We start from the raw sequence: 25,584 nt of genomic DNA, 5'->3' as shown, positions 1-25,584 counted from the left end.
TATTATATCAAAATTTTGTTTGAATTTCACTATCTTTGTACCAGTTTTGAAAACTTTGACGGAATTTAAACATTTCATCATGATCCTGCAAATCCCGCAGAGGATAGATAAAAGGCTGAATGTTATTCGCTTCTTGCTTCCTCAAGACAAAAAGAGTTTTAGCATGCTTGCTGCTTGAGAAAATAGATTCTGGTAAGGTTATCATCGCAATAAACTGAGCCTTGGCGAGGAGCCATTTTTTCAGCAGAGGAGCTTGAGCGCTGGTCAAGAGATCATTTGGCGCCAGAAATATAGCATAACCACCTGGCTTCAGATATTTGAGCGATTGCTCCATCAGAAGATGATGGGCATAAGTGTGCTCATCCGGACTAGCCACTTCATATCGGGAGGCGATACTGTCGTCTGGATAATAACCAACCGGTAAATCACTGATAATGATATCACTCTCTTTCAGAACCTGAGGTCGAACTGCATCCCCCTGAGCAAAGTGAGCCTTAGAATTCATAACCTCTGCAATACTGGCAGAAAGGTCAATTAATAAATCATCTAGCTCCAGACCTAAGTAGTCAATCCTCTTTTGGGTATGATTGAGAACAGTCTCCGCCAAATTTCCAGTCCCACTGCCGATTTCTAATACATCAGCTTCCTCTCCGTGAGCCAGCTGATCCAATAAGAAAGTAATCAGAAAACCAATTGTATCAGGAGTGAATTGATGATTGACCTGCATGGGCTCCGTCTGGGCAGCCTTCATCAGGATAAACTGATAGACTCTCCGCCACTCTTCCTTGGTCAAATGCAGAGCGCGGATTTTTTCATCATTGGTCAGAACCTCTTGTAAGTCTGTATCTCCATCTAGGTAAATGCCGTTCTGCTCAATCAGAGCATCGTAAAAATTGGTCGCCAGAGTGTTTTGGATATTCTGGACGTTTTCGAGAATCAGAGTATAAGCTTGTTCTATCTTTTCAAAATTCATGGAATCCTCCGTTCATCCTATCATACCAAAAATAAGGCCCCTTTCCAAGATATATAAAATTACAAAGATTTTACAGTTATATTAGTCCGACTTACCAGCTTTGTCCGAAACCGCTCTCTCCTTTTTGTCAGTTGCTTTCTTGTCTTCCTTAGCTTTCTCCTCCTCCTTCTTAGAAATAGTAAAAGTAAAGGAATAGGAATGACCGCTGCTGAGCCGACTGCTGATTTCCAGTTCATTCCCTTCCTTACGGTAGGCCGCCTTGCCTTGCTCAAACTCCATCTCACCGCTATCATCCTTGGCTGTAGCTTTTGTCAGAACTGCCGTTGCATAGGCTTCCGTCCTTTCCCTGTTGAAAAGCTGCAAACGCTGACTGCTGACTTGACGGTTGAGATAAAACTGCAGGAGCAGGCTAAAGACAGCGGCCATCAATAGCGCATACAGTAAAATACCAGCCTCAACTTTCTTCTTCCACACAATAGACGAACTCCCTCTCTAAGCCTTTTTCAAAGCGAAAATGAAGATGGATAAGCTTACCGTCCTGACGGACGTCAGCTGCTTCTAAACCATAAATCATGGGCTGGTAGCCGCGACCGCTCTTATCTGTTTTACGGAAATCATCGCCCTTAGATTTACCCAAGGCCAAGTCCCTGCCATCTTGTCTGATGTAGATTTTATTGTCTTCTACCTTGTCAAATTGACTTCGCGAAAGCTCCGTCTCCAGTTGGTCGGCAAACAAAAGCCACTCTTGCTGCTGATTATTCTCCTGCTGATGCAGTTCTGAAGATAAGAGCTGGGTCATAGCCTGAAAGACCAGTATTCCACCACTGAGAACCAACAAGGCAACTAAAGTCTCCAAGAGAGTAAAGGCCTTGACTTTAAGGTTTTTGGACACGGATGACTACCTCCCCTTCGTGATAGACTAGCAGCTGCTTATCTGTCTTAAGCTGACGTACAGCAATTCCATTGATATGAAGCTCTTCTTGTCCTGTTTGTAGGGCCATGTGGGCTACTCGAAGCACCTCTTCCTGCTGCAGAAGGAGTCGTTGCTCTTTACGAGACCGGCTAATCTGTCCCAGAAGCAGACTGGCAATAGCCGCAAAAATTGCCATGGCTACCAGAGCTTCCAGCAGAATGCTAGCTTGAAGCTGTCGTCTTTTTAAACTTGCCATTGCCCATATAAAGCTGGTAAACAACTGTCCTGTCCTCCGTCCGAAAAGTAATCTTGCTGAGTGATGAATTCCCGCCAGCCCGGTCAAACAGAATGACCTGCTGCTCATGTTCCTGCAAAGTTTGCGGAAAATCCAGTTCTTGATAGCCATTGGAAATCTGCCGTCCCGAAATCTTCAGAGAAAGCTTCTCATGCCCAGCTAAGCTCAGCCTCTGCGTCTCCTGGTAGATCCTCTCAAACTCTAAAAAGAAGAGTTGCTCTTGAACCTGATTGAAGCCAGCCCTCACCGAGCCAGATAAGCCCAGTAAGAGAAAACTAACAACAAAAAGAACAAGTAGACTTTCCAGCAGTGTAAAAGCCTTAATTGGCAACTGCTTGAGTTTCGCCACTGTGTTTTCCATAGTAAGCCTTATATGAATCTGCCTGCTTCTGGCTGATATTTCCTGCGCTGACTAGCTTGCTCAGGCTAGCCTTTTCATTGGTATTCTTTAGTTCATACAGCTCCGCCTGGCTTTCTACCACCTTGACCACCGCTGCCGTTCCTGTATCTGAAACAGCATCTTTTTGCTTGGTCAGATTAGGCACAAAGAGCAGCAAGAGAACGCTGATAACCAGCAAGACAATCAGCATTTCCACAAGGGTGAATGCTTGAACTTTTAAGGTATTAAGTTTTTTCATTACAAATGAACCTCCATATTCTGATAAATGGGCAAGAGCATTGCCGCATAAAGTAAAACAATCACTAAGGCAACAAAAATAAATACTAGGGGCTGAATGAAATTCATGGCTCGATTGATACGTAGGAAAAACTCCTCCCAAGTCTTTTCAGCATAGACTTCCAGCTCACTGCCTAGCTTGGACTTGACCTCACCATACTCGATCATCAAGGACAATTCTTTCTTAAAGAAAGGATAGCTTGCCACCTTGTCCGCATAGCCTTGACCGCCTTGCAAAGCAGCAGCCATATCTTCTCCGATTTCTTTAAAGAGCTGGGAAGGCTGCTCCTGCATAATCGCAAAAATCTGACTCAGTTCCAGGCCCTGACCAATCATATTTCCCCATTCACGAGCATAATAAGCGGTCAAGTAAGCCTGTACCAAATGTCCAAAAAAGGGCAGAGCTGCTAGTTTGCTGAAAAAACGAATCTTGGAAGACTTTCGATAGTAAAAGACAGCCACTGAAACCAAGGCGGCCCAAGCAAGGCTGCTCCACAAAAAAATCTGAGGCAGGTGATTAATCAGCTGAGTAGCTAGATTCTGGCTGTCTAATTGAGGCAGAAGATAGTTGCGCAATCCCAGCATGATAAGAACCAAAAAACCCAGCAGCATGAGAGGATAGGTTCCTACCTCTATCAATTTTTTCTTAACCTTGGACAGATTTTCCAGATAGGCCTCAATTTTGCCCAGACTAAGTGTCAGATTGCCATGCAGCTCAGATAAGGAAAGCTGGGTTACAACGCTGTCGGAAAATCCCAGTCGACTGACAATCTCTGAAAAGGACTGACCAGCTGACAAGCCTGCCCGCATTTCAGTGACATATACTTCCTCCAACAAGGCACTTCGTCTCAGAAAGTCTACAATCTCTGCTAAGTGAAAACCGCTGCTGAAGAGATTATGAAAGAGCTCAATAATCTTTTTCTGCTTAGGCGTAGACAATTTTTTCGGTCTGCCTTTGCTCTGCACTGATATGTCCTTCTGCAAAAAGCTGATCAATCTGCTGATTCCAGACTGCGGCTTCGTGCTCTTGATAGTTTTGACTGACAAAATCAACGACACCTCCTCCCCCAATTAAACGCTGGTAACAAACACCTTGCAGCACCATTCTTAGCTCATCCTCACTAACGCCCAATTCCAAAAGCCGCTCATAGACACCGCGAACACTCTTGGCATGAATCGTTGAAAAGACCGTAGCTCCAGTCAAACTTGCCCGAACCACTGCTCTAGCTGTCTCTCGATCACGGATTTCCCCGATAATCAAGAGATCCGGCCGATGTCGCAGAGACAGCTTAATTAGACTGTCATAAGTCATGCCAATGGTTTCGTTCAGCTGCAGCTGCAGCATAGCCTCTTGCTTAATCTCAACCGGATCTTCAATCGACATAACCTGCTGACCAGAAAATTTGAGCTGAGCCAAATGGTACATTAAGGTCGTCTTGCCGCTGCCGACCGGACCCGAGAAAAGATAGAGACCGCGAGCCTGAATTTTCTTTCGCAGCTCCGGCAATTGCTCAAACCAAAAGCGCAGCTCCCTGTCTTCGTCATGAAGGAGTCGGATAACCAGACTTTCAAAACCACGGTAATCCCCAACTGTCGACAGCCGGATTGAAACCTTGGCTTCCTCGCAGTCATAATCGCAAGACCCCAGCTGACTGCGGCGCTTCTCTCCAACATTCATACCTGCGACAAACTTAAAGTGGCTGATAACAGCTGACAGAAGCTCGAAATCATAAGTTTTTATAAAGCGACGTTCATCACCGATTCTCATATAAAGCTCATAGCAAGTAGTCTTAGGAATGAGGTAAATATCCTGCGCCCCCTCTTGCCGAGCCTGCCTAATCATTTCTTTTGCAATTTCTTGAACCATACATCCTCCTCACCTTACTATTCGCAAAAAATCCAGAAAAAGAAAAAACAGCAGAAGAAACTTAACTTCTAACAAGTTAGGTCTCTTCTGCTGCTCTATTATCAGATTTGCAAAATATATTCTTTCGATTTAAAGAGGCTTAGCGGATTTTAGTTTGACTGAGCAAGCTCGGTGCTTTTCAAGGCCGTTCTGCTTAGTATAGCCTGGCCGATACTTGCTCTTAGGAATCTTGCACTCATTCTCCAGCAAAAACAGCGAATGATACTGCTGAACATTCTCATCGCACTCCTCGCACCAGCGCTGATCCTCTGGATCCCAAAAAATTGTCATTAAATCACTGCGGCTCTTATACAAAGGTGACTGGTCTGCCATTTGCAGCCAGCGGTTTTTATAATACTTAAGGGCTTCATAATAATCATCGAACTGCTTTTTTGCAACGATATCCTCTTCCCAGCCATCCAGGAACCACCACGGTTCATAGTCCCCGTACATCTCAATTACACAATACATACTCGTCCTCTCTTTGTACCGTATATTATATATGAATTCTTTGACGAACAAAACTATTTTGCTCAAAATCAGAAAACAATATAAAAACCCCTTTTAACCAAAGATTAAAAGGGATAGGTAAAAGACAACTTAAGAATTTTATTGGACTGGAGAGAGGTCATTTTCTATAATAACCTTAATGGCATGATGGTTCGCAGCTTGGCCGAAAACCTTGAAAGCTTCTTCAATTTCACTCAACTTAAAGTAATGAGTCACTAGCTTTTCTGGCTCAATCTTATGACTTTCCAGAGCCTTTAGCAGCTGTGGAGTAGTATTGGTAGATACCAGCCCGGTCGTCACATTGATATTTCGAATCCAGAGCCGATCTAACTCAAACTCTACAGGTTTGCCATGAACTCCACAGTTAGCAATGGTTCCATCAACGGCAATGACTTTCTGACAAAGATCAAAACTGTCTGGAATCCCTACTGCTTCAATGGCTACATCAACTCCACGTCCATCTGTCAAGTCAAAGATAGCCTGCACAGCTTTTTCAGCATTCGCTGAATTTACCTTATCTGTTGCCCCAAAGGCCATGGCCGTATCTAAACGATTCTCATCGATGTCAACCATGATAATCTTTGACGGAGAATAAAACTGAGCTGTCAGCAGAGATGCGAGACCGATTGGTCCAGAGCCAACGATAGCTACTGTACATCCAGGCTCTACTTTACCTTTTAAAACTCCTATTTCATAAGCTGTTGGCAGGATGTCTGACAGCATGACTAAGGCTTCATCTGATAAATCAGATGGTGTGTGATAGAGAGTATTATCCGCATGGGGCACACGCAGATACTCAGCTTGAGTTCCGTCAATCAAATGCCCGAAAATCCATCCACCTTCATCTTCACAATGGGCGTAGATACCTTTCTTGCAATAGTAGCACTTGCCACAGGCACAAACACAGGAAATCAGAACCTTATCGCCCTTCTTGAAATTGGTTACACTGTCACCAACTTCTTCAACAATACCGATGCCTTCATGTCCCAGAATAGTACCGCTCTTGCAGGCAGGTACGTCTCCTTTAATAATATGAAGATCAGTCCCGCAGATAGTGGTCTTTACCATACGGACAATAGCGTCTGTTGGTTTACGTACGACAGGTTTATCAACATCTATAAACTGGGCAAATCCCGGTTTAACATAAGTATAGGCTTTCATAGGATATCCTTTCTATTGTTATGTTATGATGAATGTTTTCCATTTTATTTTAACAGTTTGTGAAAAAAATCTCAAGGTTTTTCTCCAAAAAAGTGGGACAAAAACCGTTTTGTCCCACCCTATTGTCTGCATGATTTTAAGCAAAATTTTCATCTTGCTTGTTTCTGCATTATAAAGTTTCTAAAGCAATCATCGTTGTCACAGCTGCGTCATAGTAATTATCTGACGGCAAACCTTGCATGAAGAGATATTTATTCTGCTGCACCAATTTGCGGAATTCCATATTGTTATTAGCCGCATAGAATACTGGAGCAGTAAAGCTGCCAGCCTGATTACTATTGAGAGCCTTCCCTTTCAGAGTGTAGCCCGCATAAATCTTTTCTTGACTGAGGAAGAAGTTTAACATCTTCTTCAGCATTTTTTGACTTTTTTCATCCTTGCTTTGAGCCAGGTTGTAAGGAAGTCGGCAGGCATTATAAGAATAATAGCCATCATTTGCAGATTCAACCGTATCAGCATCAGCTGCCCGAACTTTGTCGCCTTCAACCCAGATAAAGTCTGGTATCAAACCAGTCTTATTATCAGCGCTGATTGCTTCAAGTTTGCTGAGCATGTTATCTCGGATTGTCAGCCACTGCTTATCCTTTGTCAGCTCATAGAAAGCTTGGAACTGCTGCGGCAATGTATCAGAAGTCCGCATGAGATTATAAAATTTCGATTCTGCATTTGCCCAGTTCCCAACCGTCAAAACGCCGTTGCTTTCATTATAGTTATATGCCAAGACATCTTTCAGAATAGCCTGAGCCTGATCTTGGTATTCTTTAGCCTTGTCCGGCCACTGCTTAGCAGCCTGAATCAAAGCATAAGCAATGTAGAGATCGCCGTCTGTAGCATTGTTTTCGTCTTCATGGTTGCTCTTACCATCCTTAATCGTCTGTTTCCAAGACATGAGCTGGGTATCTTTCAGACGATGAGCTAGATAATATTGGTAGAGCTTTTCAAAATCAGCCGAACTGGCATCGCCTTGCTTAGCTGCATCCACAGCAATCACCATGCCATAACCCTGTGCCTCAGACAGCACAACATCTTCAGTCTTACTGTTTGTCGTCCTGATATAAGACAATTTGTCCTTGGTTACGACATATTCTTTAGACCATTGGCTGTATATCTTCTTTTTGATATTAGGAGTACTGCCCATGCGGGTGTACAACAGGATAGCAGCCAAAACAGCCAGAATTGTCACAAACCAAATAAATCTTAATCTTGTTCTTTTCACACTTTCTCCTAACCTGCAAATCGTTTTGTTTTAACCCACTTGGTTTCTTTCCGCTTCAAAATCTTGTCCAAGATAACAGATCCTACTGCATCTAAAGAAACAACGATAAAGAGCTGAGAGTAAGTCAAATAGGACACAAGAGCCAGCCAAATCTGTTTGGTGGTCGCCTGTCCAAACTGAGAAGCCAGGGCGATATTGATCTGCAAAAGATAAAGCAAAATCATCAGAAGCCAGTTAAAGAGCATCAGCTGGACGATATAGATATTCTGAGCATCAAAAGCGAAAGGAATCCGCACATCTGGTACAAAGAGCTGGGTAATCATCGCCGCTACATTGGCAAAGAAAACCAAGTCAGATAAGACAATCGCCAGATTGAACCAGAAGAAGATACAAGAATAATTGAACACTTCCAGTTTCACGCGCCAGTTACCGCCACTAAAAAGATGTTTGAAGTTGGCAAGAACTACCTCGTAATTCCCCTTAGCCCAGCGCTTACGCTGCATGTAGTAGGACTTGAGGGTTTCTGGCTCTTGTTGGAAGGCCTCTGAGTTATAAGCCAAGGCAATCAGCTTGCCGCTCTGCATAATCTTAAAGGAAATTTCCGTGTCCTCTGTCAAGGCACCATTTTTCCAACCACCAATACTCTTAACAAACTCAGTGTTAATCAAGAAGTTCGTACCTGGAATCCGTCCAATCTTAAAGAGATGCCACATACCTACGTGGTAAACACGCTGAGTTACAACGATTTCTTGGTTGATACAACGTGTCAGGAAGTTCTGGTTGGCATTGCGGGTCTTGTTGCGTCCGAAAGAAGCAACGTGGCGTTCTGGATCTTCCAAAACTTTCTTGACTAGGAAGTAAAGAGCATTCTTTTCTGGCATGGCATCCGCATCATAGACACAGATATATTCACCCTTGGCCATCTTCAGGGCGTCATTCAGCACCCCTGCCTTACCTCCCGTACCAGTACGGTCTGTAATTGTAATATTGCGTCCAGCATACTCAGGCATAGCCTGAACTTTCAGCATTTCTTGATAAGTGTCATCCGAGCAGTTGTCCGCAAAGAGCAGAACTTCCACTCGGTCATGAGGATAGTCCAAGTCCAGAATGGCCTTAGTTGTCTGAGCGATAACCACATCTTCATTGTGAGCTGGGACAACGACAGTAACCATAGGATAATGTTCCAATGGGCTGGTATCCACGTTGAAGTCACTGCGTTTCATCCAGAAATGCACGGAAGAGCATAGAATAACCAAAGCCCAAGCCAGAGACATCCAGATGGAGAACAGAGTGACAATCATAATAAGTTGACTAATCATGACGAGTCACCGCCCTAAAATTTTTATTGACCCGATTGTAAATAACCAGATAATAAATGAAGAGGACCAAAAAGCTAATAGCAAAAAAGATACTTAGCACCATAGAGATGATAAAAAATACTTCTGTTAAAGACATGTGTTTACCTCCTAGTATTCTACGATAATGTCGGTTTCAAGCTGACGCTCCAGATTGCTCAAAGCGTCATCAAAATTATGGAATTTGTCAATGTTTTGAGCGTTCAATTTTAAACTGCCGGACTGAAACTGAATTTTTTGGTCAGTTTTCTTATTCTCAAAGTGCATCATCGTTAAATCTTCACGCACTTTCTCTTGGAAATATTCCTTGACTTCCTGATCCAGATCTTCTACCAGAACGAGAAAGTTACCATTGGATACATAGTAAACTGTTTCTACATTCTGGAAGTCCCAGTTAAGCAGTCGTAAAATTCTCTTGAGCATCCGCTTGTACTCCCGAGAGTGAATTTGATAAAAATGATGATTGTGTGCCCAATGGACCAACAAGGCCTGAAAGGCTGGAGCTTGTTTCTGATTTACTTTCTGAACCATTTCTTCATAGGCCTCAGCAGCATCTTCACTGTCATCCTGCACTAATCCCAAGCGCTGATGAAGATAGAAATTCACTCGGCTGGTCAGCCAAGCACTGACAGGGAAGACATAAAGCAAGAAGAGAACTTGATTGTCCGGTAGGTAGGTTACATCAAAGAGCAAGATCAGAGTTGCGATAACCACACCCAAAATCATGGCCCATGTCACCAAAAGATCAGATAGGACAAAGACACTAAAAATACCTAATAAAATCAGCGCGATTCCGATATAAAATATGTTAGCTGCAAAATTCCAACTGTAGAAAAGAATTAGTCCAATTGCCAGTACAAAGACTGCTAATGATTTTTCTAGTCCTTTTTTCCTAAACATTTTTTACTCCTGTCTTAAATTCTTCCGGCCTAGCCGTCTGCTTAAAATAGTGGGAAATAGCTTGAGCAATCCGCTCAGAAGCCTTACCGTCACCATACGGATTGCTTGCTTGGGCCATTTCCTGATAGAGTGACTCATCTGTCAGCAGGGCTTCCATTGCCTCTGCTACTGCTTGAGTTTCTGTACCGACCAGCTTCAAGGTGCCGGCTTCAACTCCTTCTGGTCTCTCTGTTGTATCACGAAGTACCAGTACAGGCTTACCTAAGGAAGGTGCTTCCTCTTGTACTCCGCCTGAGTCTGACATGATGAAGTAGCTTTTAGCTGCGATATTATGGAAATCCAACACATCTAAAGGCTCAATCAGATGAATTTTCTCATTGTCACTCAGAATTTCTCTAGCCGCTTCCTGAACCGCTGGGCTCAGGTGAACGGGATAGACAATTTCCACATCATCATGGGCATCTACAATCTGCCGTAGAGTTCGAAAGACCCTTCTCATCGGCTCGCCTTGATTTTCCCGGCGATGCATGGTCACCAAAATCATCTTACGAGCTGAATCAATACGGTCAAGCACCTCGTGCTGATAATCAGCCTGGACAGTCAGCTTGAGAGCGTCAATAGCTGTATTTCCTGTCACAAAAACTGTTTCTGCTGGATGGTTTTCCTTGAGCAAGTTAGCCTTACTCTGATCCGTTGGCGCAAAATACAAGTCCGTCAAAGAGTCGGTCATCTGACGATTCATCTCTTCTGGGAAAGGAGAATATTTATTCCAAGTTCGCAAACCAGCTTCCACGTGGCCGATACGAACTTGATTATAAAACGCTGCAAGACTAGCCGCAAAAGTCGTTGTCGTATCACCGTGCACCAGCATAATATCTGGCTTGTTTTCCTTTAAGATATCATCTAGCTTATGCAGGATCTTGACAGTAATATCTGTCAGGGTTTGATTCTTCCCCATAATATCCAAATCATAATCAGGCTTAAGCTTAAAAGTTTCAAGTACCTGATCCAGCATCTGACGATGCTGAGCAGTCACAACTGTTGTTGTCTCAAACAAGTCTGCCTGCTTCTTCAGTTCAATAACCAGTGGAGCCATCTTAATTGCTTCTGGACGAGTTCCAAAAACAACCATTACCTTAATTTTCTTCATTTTTCCTCACCAAAAATCAACATTGTTATATTAACTTTTTACTAAAAAATGTTTGTTTTAAGTAACCTTAGTTATTTTACCATCAAGCGTTTCAATAATCAAAGCATGAACTATTATTTTATACTTTCTTAATAGTAATTTACATGTTGGTAACTTATTTAAGATTATTTTAATTTTCTTAACTTAACTGTAACTTAAAATTACTGAAATTTTTCGGTTTTCTCAAAAAAATAAATAAAAAGGAAAGAACTTATAGGCTTAAAGTCCTATTTTATGCAGAATTTTGTGGTTTTTGCCTATATTTTTTAATATTTATTCATTGTAATAAAATATTATTCTATTTGTAATCTAATTGTTTTCTATTCTTTATCTTTCAAAATCCTCCCCTCATGAATGAGCTAGCTAGATAAATGCCAGCTACTGTTCTCTACAAGCTTCAACCACTACCATTAAAACCAACCTCCTCTTTTTTTAAATTTCAAACCTGCCTCTCCTATTATTTTAGGATTTTTAAAACAGTATAACCTAGCGCTATCATACTACAAAAAACCAGCTACTTCCCTGATTAAAAATAAATATGCCATCTCGCATCATAGAAAAACTGAAACAGGAAATCTTGAGTGTTTCTTCTATAGTTGTTTATCCATAACGGAGAACTTAAAAACAACTTTATAAGTATATTATAGGATAATATTTAGTGGTAGGCAAGAAATTATCGGCTGCAACAAAAAATCCCTCCCGAAAATCGGGAGGGAAAGTTCTTTATTTAAGAACAATATTTTCTTCAGTTTCAAATCCACCTGGCAGTTCTGTCACTTCGTCGATAATTTCAACTTCATTAACAGCCTGAGGCTCCAAATTGCGATAGCGGGCCATACCAGTACCAGCTGGGATAATCTTACCGATGATAACATTTTCCTTGAGTCCGAGCAGGTGGTCTTTCTTACCACGGATAGCAGCATCTGTCAGGACACGAGTTGTTTCCTGGAAGGAAGCTGCAGACAGGAAGCTGTTTGTCTCAAGGGAAGCCTTGGTGATTCCCATGAGGACTGGACGAGCTGTCGCAGGCACACCGCCTGAGATAACCACATCACGGTTAGCATCTGTAAAGTCTGTGATATCCATGAGAGTTCCCATAAGAAGATCTGTATCTCCTGGATCCATGACGCGCACCTTGCGAATCATTTGACGAACCATTACCTCAATGTGTTTGTCGCCGATTTCTACCCCTTGGCTGCGGTAAACTTTCTGTACTTCAGCAAGCAGGTAAGTTTCAACAGACAAGACATCGCGGACAGCCAGCAAGTGCTTAGGCTGGATAGAACCTTCAGTCAAGGCAGCACCACGAGAAACTTGGTCGCCCACTTCTACCTTCATGCGAGCTGTAAATGGTACCACATATTCACCTTCGCCAGTTTGGCCTTTAACAAAGACCTTCTTGGTACGAGTAGATGCATCTTCTTCGATAGCAGTAACTTCACCCTTGACTTCAGTGATGACCGCTTCCCCTTTCGGATTGCGGGCTTCAAAGATTTCTTGGACACGAGGAAGACCTTGCGTGATATCGGTATTAGAGGCAACACCACCCGTGTGGAAGGTCCGCATGGTCAGCTGTGTACCAGGCTCCCCGATAGACTGGGCAGCGATGGTTCCGACTGCTTCACCGACTTCAACCGCATCACCCGTTGCCAAGTTGATACCGTAACAGTGACGGCAGACACCGTGGCGGGTGTTACATGTAAAGACGGAGCGGATTGTCACTTCTTCAACACCAGCATTAACGATTTCACGCGCCTTGTCTTCGGTGATCAATTCATTTGGACCAATAATGACCGCACCAGTTTCTGGATGTTTAACTGTTTTCTTAGTGTAACGACCATTGAGACGCTCTTCCAGAGACTCGATCATTTCCTTGCCTTCTGTGATAGAAGTGATAAGAAGTCCACGATCTGTACCACAGTCATCTTCACGGATAATCACATCTTGGGCAACGTCAACCAGACGACGAGTCAGGTAACCTGAGTCGGCAGTCTTAAGGGCCGTATCGGTCATACCCTTACGAGCACCGTGGGTTGAGAAGAACATTTCCAGAACAGACAGACCTTCACGGAAGTTAGACAAGATTGGCAATTCCATGATACGTCCGTTTGGCGCAGCCATCAAACCACGCATACCGGCCAACTGGGAGAAGTTAGAGATGTTACCCCGGGCTCCAGAGTCCATCATCATAACGATAGGGTTCTTCGGATCTTGGTTGGCAACCAAACGTTTTTCCAATTTCTCACGAGCTGCCCGCCACTCAGCAGTAACTGCATTGTAGCGTTCGTCATCAGTAATCATACCGCGGCGGAATTGTTTAGTAATTTGTTCAACACGCTTATGGGATTCTTCAATAATCTCAGCCTTGTCTTCGACAACTGGGATATCAGCGATACCCACTGTCAGACCAGCCAAGGTAGAATGGTGATAACCCAAGTTCTTCAAGCGGTCAAGAAGAGCAGATGTTTCTGTTGTACGGAAGCGTTTAAAGATTTCCGCAATGATATTACCAAGATTTTTCTTCTTAAACGGAACATTGATCTCAAGCTGTTCAATGACTTCCTTGATGTCTTGTCCTGACTCCAAGAAGTACTTAGCTGGCACACCTTCTGTCAAGTTAGCATTAGTCGGCTCTTGCAAGTAAGGCAATTCCTCTGGCATGATTGCGTTAAAGAGAATTTTACCAACAGTTGTGATCAAAATTTTATGCTTCTGGTCTTCTGTCCAAGGCTTATTAAGACTGTCTGTTGCGATACCAACACGAGTATGCAAGTGAACATAACCGTTGCGGAGGGCCATAACCGCCTCATCCATATCCTTGAAAATCATGCCTTCGCCTTCGCGGCCAGCCTCTTCCATGGTCAGGTAGTAGTTACCCAAGACCATATCCTGAGATGGTGTTACAACTGGTTTACCATCTTTTGGATTCAAGATGTGCTCAGCAGCCAGCATGAGGATACGAGCTTCAGCTTGCGCTTCCTCTGACAATGGTACGTGGATGGCCATTTGGTCACCGTCAAAGTCGGCATTGTAGGCTTCACAGACCAGCGGATGCAAACGAAGAGCTTTACCGTCAATTAGCACTGGCTCAAAAGCCTGAATTCCCAAACGGTGAAGAGTCGGTGCGCGGTTAAGAAGCACTGGGTGTTCCTTGATCACTTCTTCCAGAATATCCCAGATACGCTCATCTCCACGCTCTACCAAGCGTTTGGCAGCTTTAACGTTCTGCACAATATCGCGAGCAACGATTTCCCGCATCACAAACGGCTTGAAGAGCTCAATCGCCATTTCACGCGGCACACCACATTGATACATTTTCAACGTAGGACCAACGGCGATAACGGAACGACCTGAGAAGTCAACCCGTTTACCCAGCAAGTTTTGACGGAAACGACCTTGTTTCCCTTTGAGCATGTGGCTCAGAGACTTAAGCGGACGGCTACCTGGTCCAGTAATTGGACGGCCGCGGCGACCGTTATCAATCAAAGCATCAACTGCTTCTTGAAGCATCCGCTTCTCATTTTGAACGATGATACCAGGGGCGTTGAGTTCCAGCAAACGAGCCAAACGGTTGTTCCGGTTGATAACACGGCGATAGAGATCATTGAGGTCAGAAGCCGCAAAACGACCACCATCCAGCTGAACCATCGGACGCAAATCTGGCGGAATAACCGGAAGGATATTAAGAACCATCCATTCTGGCTTATTGCCAGACTTGTAGAAGGCATCCAAGACATCCAAACGACGGACAGCCTTGATCCGTTTTTGACCTGAAGCAGTTTTCAATTCTTCTTTGAGGACAGCAATTTCAGCTTCCAAGTCCACTTGTTTTAAGAGGTCTTGAATAGCTTCTGCTCCCATTTTGGCTACAAATGAGCCTGCACCGTACTCGCGTAAACGCTCGCGGTACTCACGCTCCGTCATGATGGACTTGTGCTCTAGCGGTGTGTCCTTAGGATCAATCACCACATAAGCCGCAAAATAAATGACTTCTTCCAAGGCACGTGGGCTCATATCCAAAGTGAGCCCCATGCGGCTTGGAATTCCTTTAAAGTACCAAATATGTGAAACAGGAGCCTTCAATTCGATGTGGCCCATACGCTCACGGCGAACCTTGGCACGGGTTACTTCAACACCACAGCGGTCACAGACGATTCCTTTGTAACGAATCCGTTTGTACTTACCACAGGCACATTCCCAGTCCTTGGTTGGACCGAAGATCACTTCGTCAAAAAGGCCTTCGCGTTCTGGTTTCAGGGTTCGGTAATTGATTGTTTCAGGTTTCTTCACTTCCCCATAAGACCATGAACGGACCTTGTTAGGAGAAGCTAGGGTGATTTGCATACTTTTAAAACGATTTACATCAACCACTATTTCTTACCTTTCTTCATTTTCTAATCAGTGTCTATTCTTATTCTTTTCCTTCAGCCTCAAAAGCTGCTTTCGCTTCTTGAGCTGCTTTTTCACGCGCTTTTTCAAGATCGTCAACGTGAATCACATCATCATCTTCACCTTCGTCTAGGTCACGCAGTTCTACTTCATTGTCGTCTTCATCGAGAACGCGCATGTCCAGACCAAGAGATTGCAATTCTTTGACAAGAACGCGGAAGGATTCTGGCACACCTGGTTTTGGAATTGGTTTCCCTTTGGTAATAGCTTCATAAGCCTTCAAACGTCCATTGACATCATCTGACTTGTAAGTCAGGATTTCTTGCAGAACGTTAGAAGCACCGTAAGCTTCCAAGGCCCAAACTTCCATCTCACCAAAACGTTGTCCACCAAACTGAGCTTTACCTCCGAGCGGCTGTTGGGTAACCATTGAGTAAGGACCCACTGAGCGGGCATGGAGTTTGTCATCTACCATGTGGTGGAGCTTGATCATGTACATGACACCGACAGATACACGGTTGTCAAATGGCTCACCGGTACGTCCATCGTAGAGAATGGTTTTAGCATCACTATCCATACCAGCTTCGCGCACTGTATCCCAGAGATCTTCTGAGCTTGCTCCATCAAAGACTGGTGTCGCAATATGGATGCCCAAGTTACGTGCTGCCATACCAAGGTGAAGCTCCATAACCTGACCGATATTCATACGAGATGGTACCCCGAGTGGGTTCAGCATGATATCAACTGGTGTTCCATCTGGCAAGTAAGGCATGTCTTCCACAGGAACGATACGGGATACAACCCCTTTGTTTCCGTGACGACCGGCCATCTTATCTCCGACCTTGATCTTACGTTTTTGAGCGATGTAGACGCGAACCAGCATATTAACGCCAGATTGCAGTTCATCACCATTAGCACGGGTAAAGATCTTCACGTCACGAACCACTCCATCAGCACCGTGAGGTACACGAAGAGAAGTGTCACGAACTTCACGAGACTTGTCACCAAAGATGGCATGAAGCAGGCGCTCTTCAGCAGAAAGGTCTTTTTCACCCTTAGGGGTCACTTTACCTACAAGAATATCGCCTTCTTTGACTTCCGCCCCGATGCGGATAATACCCATTTCGTCCAGATTGCGTAGGGCATCTTCCCCTACGTTTGGAATTTCGCGGGTAATTTCTTCTGGGCCAAGCTTGGTGTCACGAGTTTCTGATTCGTATTCTTCCAAGTGAACAGAGGTGTAGACGTCGTCTTTCACCAGACGCTCACTCATGATAACCGCATCCTCGAAGTTGTAACCTTCCCATGTCATGTAGGCAACGATTGGGTTTTGTCCCAGGGCCATTTCTCCATTTTCCATAGAAGGTCCGTCAGCGATAAAGTCGCCTTTTTCAACGACATCGCCAACTTTTACCAAGGTACGTTGGTTGTAAGCAGTTCCCGAGTTAGAACGACGGAATTTTTGAATTTGGTAAACATCAAGAGAACCATCTTCACGGCGGACTTCAACCTTGTCTGCATCCGCATAGGTAACCTTACCATCATGCTGGGCAATGACCGCTGCACCAGAGTCGTGGGCAGCTTGGTATTCCATACCAGTACCGACATAAGGCGCTTTTGGATCAATCAAAGGCACAGCCTGACGCTGCATGTTGGCACCCATGAGAGCACGGTTGGAGTCGTCATTTTCTAAGAAAGGAATACATGCTGTCGCTACGGCAACTACCTGCTTAGGCGATACATCCATGTAGTCTACTTGGTCTGATGGGAATTCTTGGTTATTACCTTGGTGGCGTCCCATAACGATAGGCTCAGCAAAGCCACCTTTTTCGTTCAGCTTAGAGTTGGCCTGCGCTACGATAAATTCATCTTCCTCATCAGCTGTCAGCCAAACGATTTCGTTGGTTACTACGCCAGCTTCACGGTCTACTTTACGGTAAGGCGTTTGAATAAATCCGTATTTGTTAAGGTGTCCATAAGAAGACAAGTTATTAATCAAACCAATGTTTGGTCCTTCAGGCGTTTCAATCGGACACATACGACCGTAGTGAGTATAGTGCACGTCCCGCACTTCATAGCCAGCGCGGTCACGTGTCAAACCACCAGGTCCTAAGGCAGAAAGACGGCGCTTGTGAGAAAGCTCAGACAGCGGATTGTGTTGGTCCATGAACTGAGACAATTGTGAAGAGCCAAAGAATTCTTTAATGGCTGCAGTCACTGGACGGATGTTGATGATTTGCTGTGGAGTTAGTACTTCGTTATCCTGAACAGACATCCGTTCACGAACATTACGCTCCATCCGAGAAAGTCCAAGACGGACTTGGTTAGCCAAAAGCTCACCAACAGCACGAATACGACGGTTCCCCAAGTGGTCAATATCATCTACACGACCGATACCTTCAGCCAAGTTGAGGAAGTAGCTCATCTCAGCCAAGATATCAGCTGGTGTCACGATCCGAACCTTGTCAGACGGATTTGCATTACCAATGATGGTCACAACGCGGTCTGGATCAGTCGGTGCCACTACCTTGAACTTCTGCAATTCTACAGGGTCTGTCAAGACAGCTGAGTCGTTTGGAATATAAGTGATTTTGTTCAAACCATTATCCAGCTGCTCTGCAATGCTGTCAATCACACTGCGGGTCATAACTGTACCAGCTTCAACTAAGATTTCTCCAGTTTCAGCATCTACCAATGGCTCTGCAATGGTTTGGTTCAGCAAGCGTGTCTTGACGCTGAGTTTCTTATTAATCTTGTACCGACCAACTGCTGCCAAGTCATAGCGATGCGGATCAAAGAAACGCGCTTCAAGAAGGGAACGAGAACTTTCAGCCGTCTTAGGCTCGCCTGGACGAAGACGCTCATAGATTTCTTTCAGGGCTTCATCTGTACGAGAGTCCATTGGGTTCTTGTGGATATCTTTTTCAATGGTATTGCGCACCAAGTCGCTGTCACCAAAGATGTCCAAGATCTCATCATCACCTGAGAAACCAAGCGCACGCACCAAAGTGGTAAATGGAATCTTCCGTGTCCGGTCAATACGAGTGTAGGCAATGTCTTTTGAGTCTGTTTCCAACTCTAACCAAGCTCCGCGGTTAGGAATAACCGTTGAACCGTAGCCAACTTTTCCATTTTTGTCAACTTTATCGTTAAAGTAAACCCCTGGAGAACGCACCAACTGGGATACGATAATCCGCTCACCACCATTGATGATGAAGGTTCCCATTTCAGTCATGATTGGGAAATCACCAAAGAAGACTTCCTGAGTCTTGATTTCACCAGTTTCCTTGTTAATCAGACGGAAAGTCACAAAGATTGGTGCTGAGTAGCTGGCATCGTGGATACGGGCTTCTTCCAGCGTATATTTAGGCTCACGGATTTCATAGCCAACAAATTCCAATTCCATGGTGTCGGTAAAGTTTGAAATAGGAAGTACATCTTCAAAGACTTCCTTCAGACCATGATCCAAGAAATCTTGGAACGAATCCGTTTGGATTTCAATCAAATTTGGTAAATCAAGAACTTCCTTAATTCTTGAAAAACTACGACGGGTACGGTGTTTCCCGTATCGAACTTCATGTCCTGCCAAGTTTTTACTCCTTTATGATAAGATACTAAGCCCTTGATAAAGCGAGAAAAGACGTATCTTTTTCTCAACGCTTTGAGGGCGAGTTCTGTGAAATGTTTTCAGAGGAAAATCCTCTGTCATTTACAATGCTGCAAAACAGCCACAATCAGTCCCTTTTGTTTAATTTTCAGAAAAATTAAATTACGGTTACATAATCCGTTTTTCCTAAAAATAGGCACAAAAAGAGCAGCTAAATCTGACTTATTCAAGTTTGATTTAACTGCTGTAAGCTTCTATTTGGACAATATTTCAAATAAAGCACACGACAAATTATTGTTATCATTATACCTTATTTAGCTAGAAATTGCAAGGATTTCATCCGCTTTCTGAAAAGTTAAAACTGTTCTTGATGCGCTAGTTCCCCTGCCGGTTATTGTTAGAATTGGAACTTGAATTAGAATTAGAGGTAGAACCGCCCAGAATAGCTGACCAAGCCTTCTGATAATCCGCATCTGATGCCCCAATACCAAAGCGATAGGTCGTGGTCGGAGCACCATTTTTAGCCCAATAGCTAGGCACTGTCGGACCACTGAGATTAACAGAGCGGCCGTTTACCGTTACTGTACCTGGCTTTTCCCCTGTGGACTTGAGCACATCAGACTTAATCACACTTGGATCAAGAGTGAACTTATCACCAACACCCCAGGCATTTGGATCTGCCTGATAGATAGCATCTGCCATATAGGCCATGTAGGAAGCATTATTGTTATAACCAGTCAACGCCGCCATAGAACTATTATCATCATGACCAATCCAGCCTCCCAAAGTCATCTTAGGAGTAGAAAGCATCAGCCACATATCACCGTTGGTGTTGGTCGTTCCAGTCTTACCAATCCAGTCGGCTCCAGCCAAGGTTCCATTGACCTGACTGATTCTGGATTTATAGGTTGTAGTAGCCCCAGAATTGATAACGCCCCGCATGAGCTCCTGCATAATCGTAGCAGCTGCTGGACTGTAAATCTGAACAGGATTGGCCTTATGCTGGTAGATCACCTTGCCATCTCGGTCTGTGATTTTTTCAACCATGTATTTTTTCTGGTAGGTTCCATTATTAGCCAAGGTTTGGAAACCATTGGTATGCTGAGCTACAGATACTTCAATTCCCCCGCCCATTGGGAGACTCTCAATGCTGTAGTCATCGATGTAATAGCCCATTTTTTCCATATAGCCACGGACATTGACACCTTTTTCGCGTAATCCGCGGTAAGTCCAATAAGCCGGAATATTCCAAGAAGTATTGAGCGCTTCTTGCAGGTCCATCATGGCTGTACCACGGCTGTCCACGTGCATGATTGGGTCGCCGCTTGAAAAGTTGGTCGGATAGTTAGAAAGAACGCTGGCGCTCCCCATCAGACCTTGGTCAATAGCAATCCCATAAGCCAAAATTGGCTTAATGGTCGAACCCGGTGAGCGTTCCGTATCAAAGGCGTGATTGTTCTGATTGGAAGCGTAGTCTCTGCCGCCGACAAAGCCAATCACAGCACCGGTTTTATTATCCAAGAGGACATTTCCCACTTCAACTGCACCAGTTCCGTCATCCAAGACACCGCCATAGTTGGCTACTGCATTTTGCATAGCGGTGTGGATGTTCTTATTAATCGTAGTCGTGACAGTATAGCCGCCATCGCTCAGTTCCTTAGCGGCCAATTCTTTGTATGCCTTGACAGTGTCGTTGTTTTTCAGCTCTTGCTGAGAAACATTGTCCCGCTGAATCAAGTATTCGTACATGGTCTGCTGGGCTTCTTCGACCGCTGTGTAATAAAGGTAGCCATGCGAAGATTTTTCCGAACTTTCAGAAGGCTTGAAATCCTTAGTCAAGTCGTAGTCCTTGTACTCCTTGTACTCTTTTTCGCTTAGATGGCCCGTCCGATACATATTATAGAGCACATCCTTGGCACGCTCCAAGCCCAGAGCCATATCCCCTTCACTCTTGAGACTGCCATCCGCTGCATAAGGCGAATAAACAATCGGACTCTGTGGCAAGCCAGCAATAAAAGCAGATTGGGGCACTGTCAAATCCTTGGCAGAAACACCAAAAATCCCTTGAGCAGCTTCTTCCACACCGGCGATATTCTGCCCCTTATTGTTGCGCCCAAAAGGCGAAACGTTCAAGTAGGTCGTCAAAATATCATCCTTGGACATGTAGCGTTCCAAAGCCAGCGCATCAACAATCTCCGCCGCTTTCCGCTTGAAGGTCGGCGCATCGCCCACTACCTGCTGCTTGATCAACTGCTGGGTAATGGTTGACCCCCCGCTAGAAGAGCCAACTCCGACAACAGAGCCGAGCGTAGCCCGAAGCACAGCCTTAGGCACCACTCCGTTATGCGTTTCAAAATTCTCATCCTCTGTAGCGATAACGGCTTTTTTTACATTTTCAGAGATGGCGTCACTCTTAACTGGGATGCGGAGCAAATCATTGTCCACTTCTGCAATCAAGCTGCCATCAGCATAGGTAAGCTTAGAAATACCAGAGATATTATTCACCTGCTTGACCAGCTCTTCCTGCTTGGGCACTTCCACCTTACTGAAAAGACTAGCAGCATAGCCTATCCCAATCCCAGCACCGATTACGCCACCGAAGAAGATAAACACAAAAGCCATATTCATCAGAAGTTTAAAAGTCCGTAAGAAAACAGCAAAAACATCACTGATAGACCAGCCGTTGTTACCACTGCCGATTTTCTTGCTCCATTCTGGAAGATGTATTTTTTTGATAAACTGCTGGGCTTTTCCCCAGAACTCTTTTAATTTCTCTATTAATTGTTCCAAGTTTGATTCTCCTTGTTATCTTCCCATTATACCAAATATCTATGATTTATTTCAAGGAAACATTGCTATTTAAAAGCTTTATGATACAATAGAGTAACATAAATTTAAAATATAGATAAGCCAACTTCTTGGCTTTTAGAATAGGAGAGACATGATGCACATTTTTGATGAGCTAAAAGAACGTGGCTTGGTATTCCAAACTACTGATGAAGCAGCTTTACGCAAGGCCTTAGAAGAAGGACAAGTCTCTTATTATAGTGGATACGATCCGACCGCTGACAGCCTGCACCTAGGCCACTTAGTAGCCATTCTGACTAGCCGCCGCCTGCAACTAGCTGGCCATAAACCCTACGCTCTGGTCGGAGGAGCGACTGGATTGATTGGCGATCCATCCTTTAGGGATGCAGAGCGCAGTCTCCAAACCAAGGAAACCGTAGAAGGCTGGGTGAAATCCATCCAAGATCAGCTTTCTCGTTTTCTGGACTTTGAAAAGGGCGATAATAAGGCCGAAATGGTCAACAATTATGACTGGTTCAGCAGCATCAGCTTTATCGACTTCCTGCGTGACGTCGGCAAATACTTCACTGTCAACTACATGATGAGTAAAGATTCTGTCAAGAGCCGGATTGAGACAGGGATTTCCTATACAGAATTCGCCTACCAGATCATGCAAGGATATGACTTCTATATCCTCAATCAAAACCACGACGTAACCCTGCAAATCGGTGGTTCTGACCAATGGGGCAATATGACAGCAGGTACAGAACTCCTGCGCCGCAAAGCTGACAAGACTGGCCATGTGATAACCGTTCCGCTCATTACCGACGCTACTGGCAAAAAATTCGGCAAGTCAGAAGGCAATGCTGTCTGGCTCAATCCTGACAAGACTTCTCCTTATGAAATGTATCAATTCTGGATGAATGTCATGGACGCAGATGCTATCCGCTTCCTGAAAATCTTCACCTTCCTGTCCTTGGATGAGATTGAAGAAATTCGTCAGCAGTTTGAAGCAGCACCACACGAACGCTTGGCTCAGAAAGTCCTAGCTCGCGAAGTGGTCAGTCTGGTTCACGGTCAAGAAGCTTACCAGGAAGCCCTCAACATCACTGAGCAGCTCTTTGCTGGAAATATTAAAAACCTATCTGTCAAGGAACTCAAACAAGGTCTGCGCGGCGTGCCTAACTATCAGGTCCAGGTAGAAGACAACCTCAATATTGTAGAACTGCTTGTGACAGCCGGCGTGGTAAACTCAAAACGTCAAGCCCGCGAAGACGTCCAAAACGGCGCTATCTACCTCAATGGTGAGCGTATCCAAGATTTAGACTATGTCCTCAGCGACTCAGATAAACTGGAAGACGAGCTGACAGTTATCCGCCGCGGTAAAAAGAAATACTTTGTCCTGACCTACTAAAGATAAAAAATCCGATTACCTGAATCGGATTTTTCTATGTCTTACCAAAAAGAAGTCATTCAGCTATAAAAAACAATAGAAAGAGAGCGACTATGAAACCAAAACTTGCCCGCTTTGCTCAAGCTCCAGCTCTGGCCTGTCCACTCTGCCAGCAAAGCTTGGCTATGGAAGAAAACAGCCTCAAGTGCGCCAATCGCCATTCCTACGACATCTCCAAATTCGGTTATGTCAATCTAGCTCCTCAGGCCAAACAAGCTAAAAACTATGACAAAATGAGCTTTCAAAATAGGCAAGTCATCTTGGAAGCCGGCTTTTATCAGCATGTCCTAGACGAGTTGCAGGATCTGCTGCAGGCCCTGCCTGAAGAACAGACCATTCTAGACGTCGCTTGCGGAGAGGGGTATTATGCTCGAAAAATTCAGGAAACATTCCCCAACAAAGAAATTTATGCTTTTGATTTATCCAAAGATTCTATCCAGTTAGCTGCAAAAAGTGATCAGAGTCTGGCTGTAAAATGGTTTGTTGGTGATTTGGCACACTTGCCTGTTCAGGATCAAAGCATGGATGTCTTGCTGGACATCTTCTCACCAGCTAACTATCATGAATTTCAACGAGTATTGAAAAAAGAGGGGCTTATCATTAAAGTCATCCCAACAGAAAATCATCTGAAAGAAATTCGCCAAAAAGTTGCTCAATATCTGGACAAGAAAGATTATTCTAATCAAGATATCATCCAGCACTTCCAGAAGCACTTTACGATTCTATCTAGAAAAACCGTAGAATCAACCCATGCTCTGCATTCTGAGGAGAAAACTGCCCTGCTGCAGATGACTCCTTTACTCTTTCATGTTGAAAAAAATCTAATCAATTGGGAGCAGCTTACACATGCCACCATTTCAGCTGAGATTCTTATCGGAAAACTAAAACAAGAAAAAATCTGATCACCTTTCAGTAAAAAATGATGTTATAACAGCCATTTTAAAAACGCAGACAGTCCTGTCTGCGTTATTTATTTATCTACTGATTAATAGACCGTCTTCTCTGTCTCTGGATCAAAGAAGTGCGCTTTATTGAGGTCAAAACCTAGGTCAATTCCTGCACCAGTTTCTAGGTAATCCCGTGAATCCACACGCGCTACAAACTCACTAGAACCCACTTGGCAGTAGAGGTGAGACTCTGCTCCCAGCAATTCTGAAACAGAAATCTTGGCATGCACAACTGAATTCGGGAAAGTTTCCAAGAAAGCAGCTTCTGCATTGACATCCTCTGGACGAATACCGAAGATCAGCTCCTTGCCCTCGTAACCTTTCTCCCGCAGAACCTTGAGAGCTCCTTCTGGCACAGTCAAACGCAGACCTTCTGCGACAATCTCATTCCCTTCAAGCTTAACTGGGATGAAGTTCATAGCTGGGCTGCCAATGAAGCCGGCAACAAACTTATTAACTGGGTTGTTGTAGACTTCTTGAGGTGTACCAATCTGCTCTACTCGACCAATCGTTCCAGTTCCAGCAGGGTTCTTGGTCGCTGACATGATAACGATACGATCCGCCAGAGTCATAGCTTCAGTCTGGTCGTGAGTAACATAAATAGTTGTTGCCCCGATACGGCGGTGAATCTTGGCAATCTCCGCCCGCATAGAAACACGCAACTTCGCATCCAAGTTAGACAAAGGCTCATCCATAAGGAAAACCTTTGCATCCCGAACAATAGCGCGTCCCATTGCTACCCGCTGACGCTGACCACCAGATAAATCAGCTGGCTTACGCTGCAAGAATTCCTTCAAACCTAGGATTTCTGCTGCTTCATTAACCCGTTTGTCAATATCTTCCTTGCTGTACTTGCGCAGCTTGAGACCAAAGGCCATGTTGTCGTAGACAGTCATGTGCGGATAAAGGGCATAGTTCTGGAAGACCATGGCGATGTCACGGTCTTTTGGTGCCACATCGTTGACCACTGTACCGTCAATAGAGGCAGTTCCTTCTGTGATGTCTTCAAGGCCTGCAATCATACGCAGAGTAGTTGATTTTCCGCAACCGGACGGACCGACAAAGACGATAAATTCCTTGTCCTTAATATCAAGATTGAAGTCTTCCACTGAGTAGTGGTCGCTGTTGGGATATTTTTTATAGATATTTTTCAGATTTAATTCGACCATAATAAGCCCCTTCTTTTGAATAAAAATATTTTCTTTCAAGCTCTCGTTTGCAAAGCGCTTTCACATTGTCCATTATAT

21 protein-coding genes are annotated in these 25,584 nt (G+C 44.3%); 2 read left to right on the top strand and 19 right to left on the bottom strand.

The annotated features are described in order from the left end of the window. Positions 1-7 precede the first annotated feature (7 nt). The 18 genes from K1I94_RS05925 to pbp1b all read right to left on the bottom strand — a co-directional run bounded on the left by K1I94_RS05925 (position 8) and on the right by pbp1b (position 21,940). Positions 8-973 (bottom strand): class I SAM-dependent methyltransferase, encoded by a 966-nt coding sequence (locus tag K1I94_RS05925; protein WP_223314731.1) that lies wholly within the window; start codon positions 971-973, stop codon positions 8-10. Between the two features lie 81 nt (positions 974-1,054). Continuing rightward, positions 1,055-1,447 carry a competence type IV pilus minor pilin ComGG gene (comGG, locus tag K1I94_RS05920; protein ID WP_223314730.1) on the bottom strand — a complete coding sequence of 131 codons (393 nt, stop codon included), beginning with the start codon at positions 1,445-1,447 and terminating at the stop codon, positions 1,055-1,057. After that, a complete protein-coding gene (gene comGF / locus K1I94_RS05915; protein ID WP_223314729.1) occupies positions 1,428-1,865 on the bottom strand; it encodes a competence type IV pilus minor pilin ComGF in 438 nt (145 codons plus the stop codon). The genes comGG and comGF overlap by 20 nt, the downstream gene beginning before the upstream one ends. After that, a complete protein-coding gene (gene comGE / locus K1I94_RS05910) occupies positions 1,849-2,142 on the bottom strand; it encodes a competence type IV pilus minor pilin ComGE (protein ID WP_223314728.1) in 294 nt (97 codons plus the stop codon). Before comGE ends, comGF begins: the two co-directional genes overlap by 17 nt. Further along, complete coding sequence (gene comGD, locus K1I94_RS05905; protein ID WP_223314727.1) at positions 2,108-2,542, bottom strand: competence type IV pilus minor pilin ComGD; 435 nt, start codon at positions 2,540-2,542, stop codon at positions 2,108-2,110. Before comGD ends, comGE begins: the two co-directional genes overlap by 35 nt. Then, positions 2,502-2,819 (bottom strand): competence type IV pilus major pilin ComGC, encoded by a 318-nt coding sequence (gene comGC / locus K1I94_RS05900; protein ID WP_002896769.1) that lies wholly within the window; start codon positions 2,817-2,819, stop codon positions 2,502-2,504. Before comGC ends, comGD begins: the two co-directional genes overlap by 41 nt. Next, positions 2,819-3,853: a competence type IV pilus assembly protein ComGB gene (gene comGB, locus K1I94_RS05895; RefSeq protein ID WP_263281148.1), complete on the bottom strand. Its 1,035-nt coding sequence runs from the start codon at positions 3,851-3,853 to the stop codon at positions 2,819-2,821. The genes comGC and comGB overlap by 1 nt, the downstream gene beginning before the upstream one ends. Next, positions 3,783-4,724 carry a competence type IV pilus ATPase ComGA gene (comGA, locus tag K1I94_RS05890; protein ID WP_002896773.1) on the bottom strand — a complete coding sequence of 314 codons (942 nt, stop codon included), beginning with the start codon at positions 4,722-4,724 and terminating at the stop codon, positions 3,783-3,785. Before comGA ends, comGB begins: the two co-directional genes overlap by 71 nt. A gap of 129 nt (positions 4,725-4,853) precedes the next feature. Beyond that, positions 4,854-5,234, bottom strand: coding sequence for a DUF1033 family protein (locus tag K1I94_RS05885; RefSeq protein ID WP_002907451.1), 381 nt, complete (start codon positions 5,232-5,234; stop codon positions 4,854-4,856). Between the two features lie 138 nt (positions 5,235-5,372). Further along, positions 5,373-6,434 (bottom strand): zinc-dependent alcohol dehydrogenase family protein, encoded by a 1,062-nt coding sequence (locus K1I94_RS05880; protein WP_002898647.1) that lies wholly within the window; start codon positions 6,432-6,434, stop codon positions 5,373-5,375. Positions 6,435-6,603: 169 nt separating this feature from the next. Further along, the gene (locus K1I94_RS05875; protein WP_185767992.1) at positions 6,604-7,710 is read right to left on the bottom strand and encodes a glycosyl hydrolase family 8; all 1,107 of its coding nucleotides are present in this window, start codon (positions 7,708-7,710) and stop codon (positions 6,604-6,606) included. Positions 7,711-7,718: 8 nt separating this feature from the next. Continuing rightward, positions 7,719-9,029 carry a glycosyltransferase family 2 protein gene (locus K1I94_RS05870; RefSeq protein WP_002896777.1) on the bottom strand — a complete coding sequence of 437 codons (1,311 nt, stop codon included), beginning with the start codon at positions 9,027-9,029 and terminating at the stop codon, positions 7,719-7,721. After that, complete coding sequence (locus K1I94_RS05865) at positions 9,022-9,165, bottom strand: hypothetical protein (RefSeq protein WP_002896778.1); 144 nt, start codon at positions 9,163-9,165, stop codon at positions 9,022-9,024. The genes K1I94_RS05870 and K1I94_RS05865 overlap by 8 nt, the downstream gene beginning before the upstream one ends. Positions 9,166-9,176: 11 nt before the next feature. Further along, positions 9,177-9,965 carry a hypothetical protein gene (locus K1I94_RS05860; RefSeq protein WP_002898651.1) on the bottom strand — a complete coding sequence of 263 codons (789 nt, stop codon included), beginning with the start codon at positions 9,963-9,965 and terminating at the stop codon, positions 9,177-9,179. Beyond that, positions 9,958-11,115 (bottom strand): non-hydrolyzing UDP-N-acetylglucosamine 2-epimerase, encoded by a 1,158-nt coding sequence (gene wecB, locus K1I94_RS05855; RefSeq protein WP_223314726.1) that lies wholly within the window; start codon positions 11,113-11,115, stop codon positions 9,958-9,960. Before wecB ends, K1I94_RS05860 begins: the two co-directional genes overlap by 8 nt. A 762-nt stretch (positions 11,116-11,877) precedes the next feature. Then, positions 11,878-15,525 carry a DNA-directed RNA polymerase subunit beta' gene (gene rpoC / locus K1I94_RS05850; RefSeq protein ID WP_002907455.1) on the bottom strand — a complete coding sequence of 1,216 codons (3,648 nt, stop codon included), beginning with the start codon at positions 15,523-15,525 and terminating at the stop codon, positions 11,878-11,880. A gap of 40 nt (positions 15,526-15,565) precedes the next feature. Continuing rightward, complete coding sequence (gene rpoB, locus K1I94_RS05845; protein ID WP_002919872.1) at positions 15,566-19,132, bottom strand: DNA-directed RNA polymerase subunit beta; 3,567 nt, start codon at positions 19,130-19,132, stop codon at positions 15,566-15,568. Positions 19,133-19,525: 393 nt separating this feature from the next. After that, on the bottom strand, positions 19,526-21,940 hold the full coding sequence (gene pbp1b, locus K1I94_RS05840) for a penicillin-binding protein PBP1B (RefSeq protein WP_223314725.1): 2,415 nt from the start codon (positions 21,938-21,940) through the stop codon (positions 19,526-19,528). A gap of 154 nt (positions 21,941-22,094) precedes the next feature. Between pbp1b and tyrS the strand changes: the two genes are divergently transcribed. Both tyrS and K1I94_RS05830 read left to right on the top strand, forming a co-directional pair. Then, a complete protein-coding gene (tyrS, locus tag K1I94_RS05835) occupies positions 22,095-23,351 on the top strand; it encodes a tyrosine--tRNA ligase (protein WP_223314948.1) in 1,257 nt (418 codons plus the stop codon). 92 nt (positions 23,352-23,443) lie between these two features. Continuing rightward, positions 23,444-24,292 (top strand): putative RNA methyltransferase, encoded by an 849-nt coding sequence (locus K1I94_RS05830; protein WP_223314724.1) that lies wholly within the window; start codon positions 23,444-23,446, stop codon positions 24,290-24,292. Positions 24,293-24,375: 83 nt separating this feature from the next. On the opposite strand, the gene K1I94_RS05825 is transcribed toward K1I94_RS05830, so the two are convergent. After that, entirely contained in the window at positions 24,376-25,506 is a 1,131-nt protein-coding gene (locus K1I94_RS05825) for an ABC transporter ATP-binding protein (protein ID WP_002903507.1), read from the bottom strand. Positions 25,507-25,584 lie beyond the last annotated feature (78 nt).

This window comes from Streptococcus sanguinis, from assembly GCF_019929145.1.
GTDB lineage: Bacteria > Bacillota > Bacilli > Lactobacillales > Streptococcaceae > Streptococcus > Streptococcus sanguinis_U.
The sequence above is the reverse complement of the archived record's forward strand: the minus strand, read 5'-3'. Positions and strand labels throughout refer to the sequence as shown.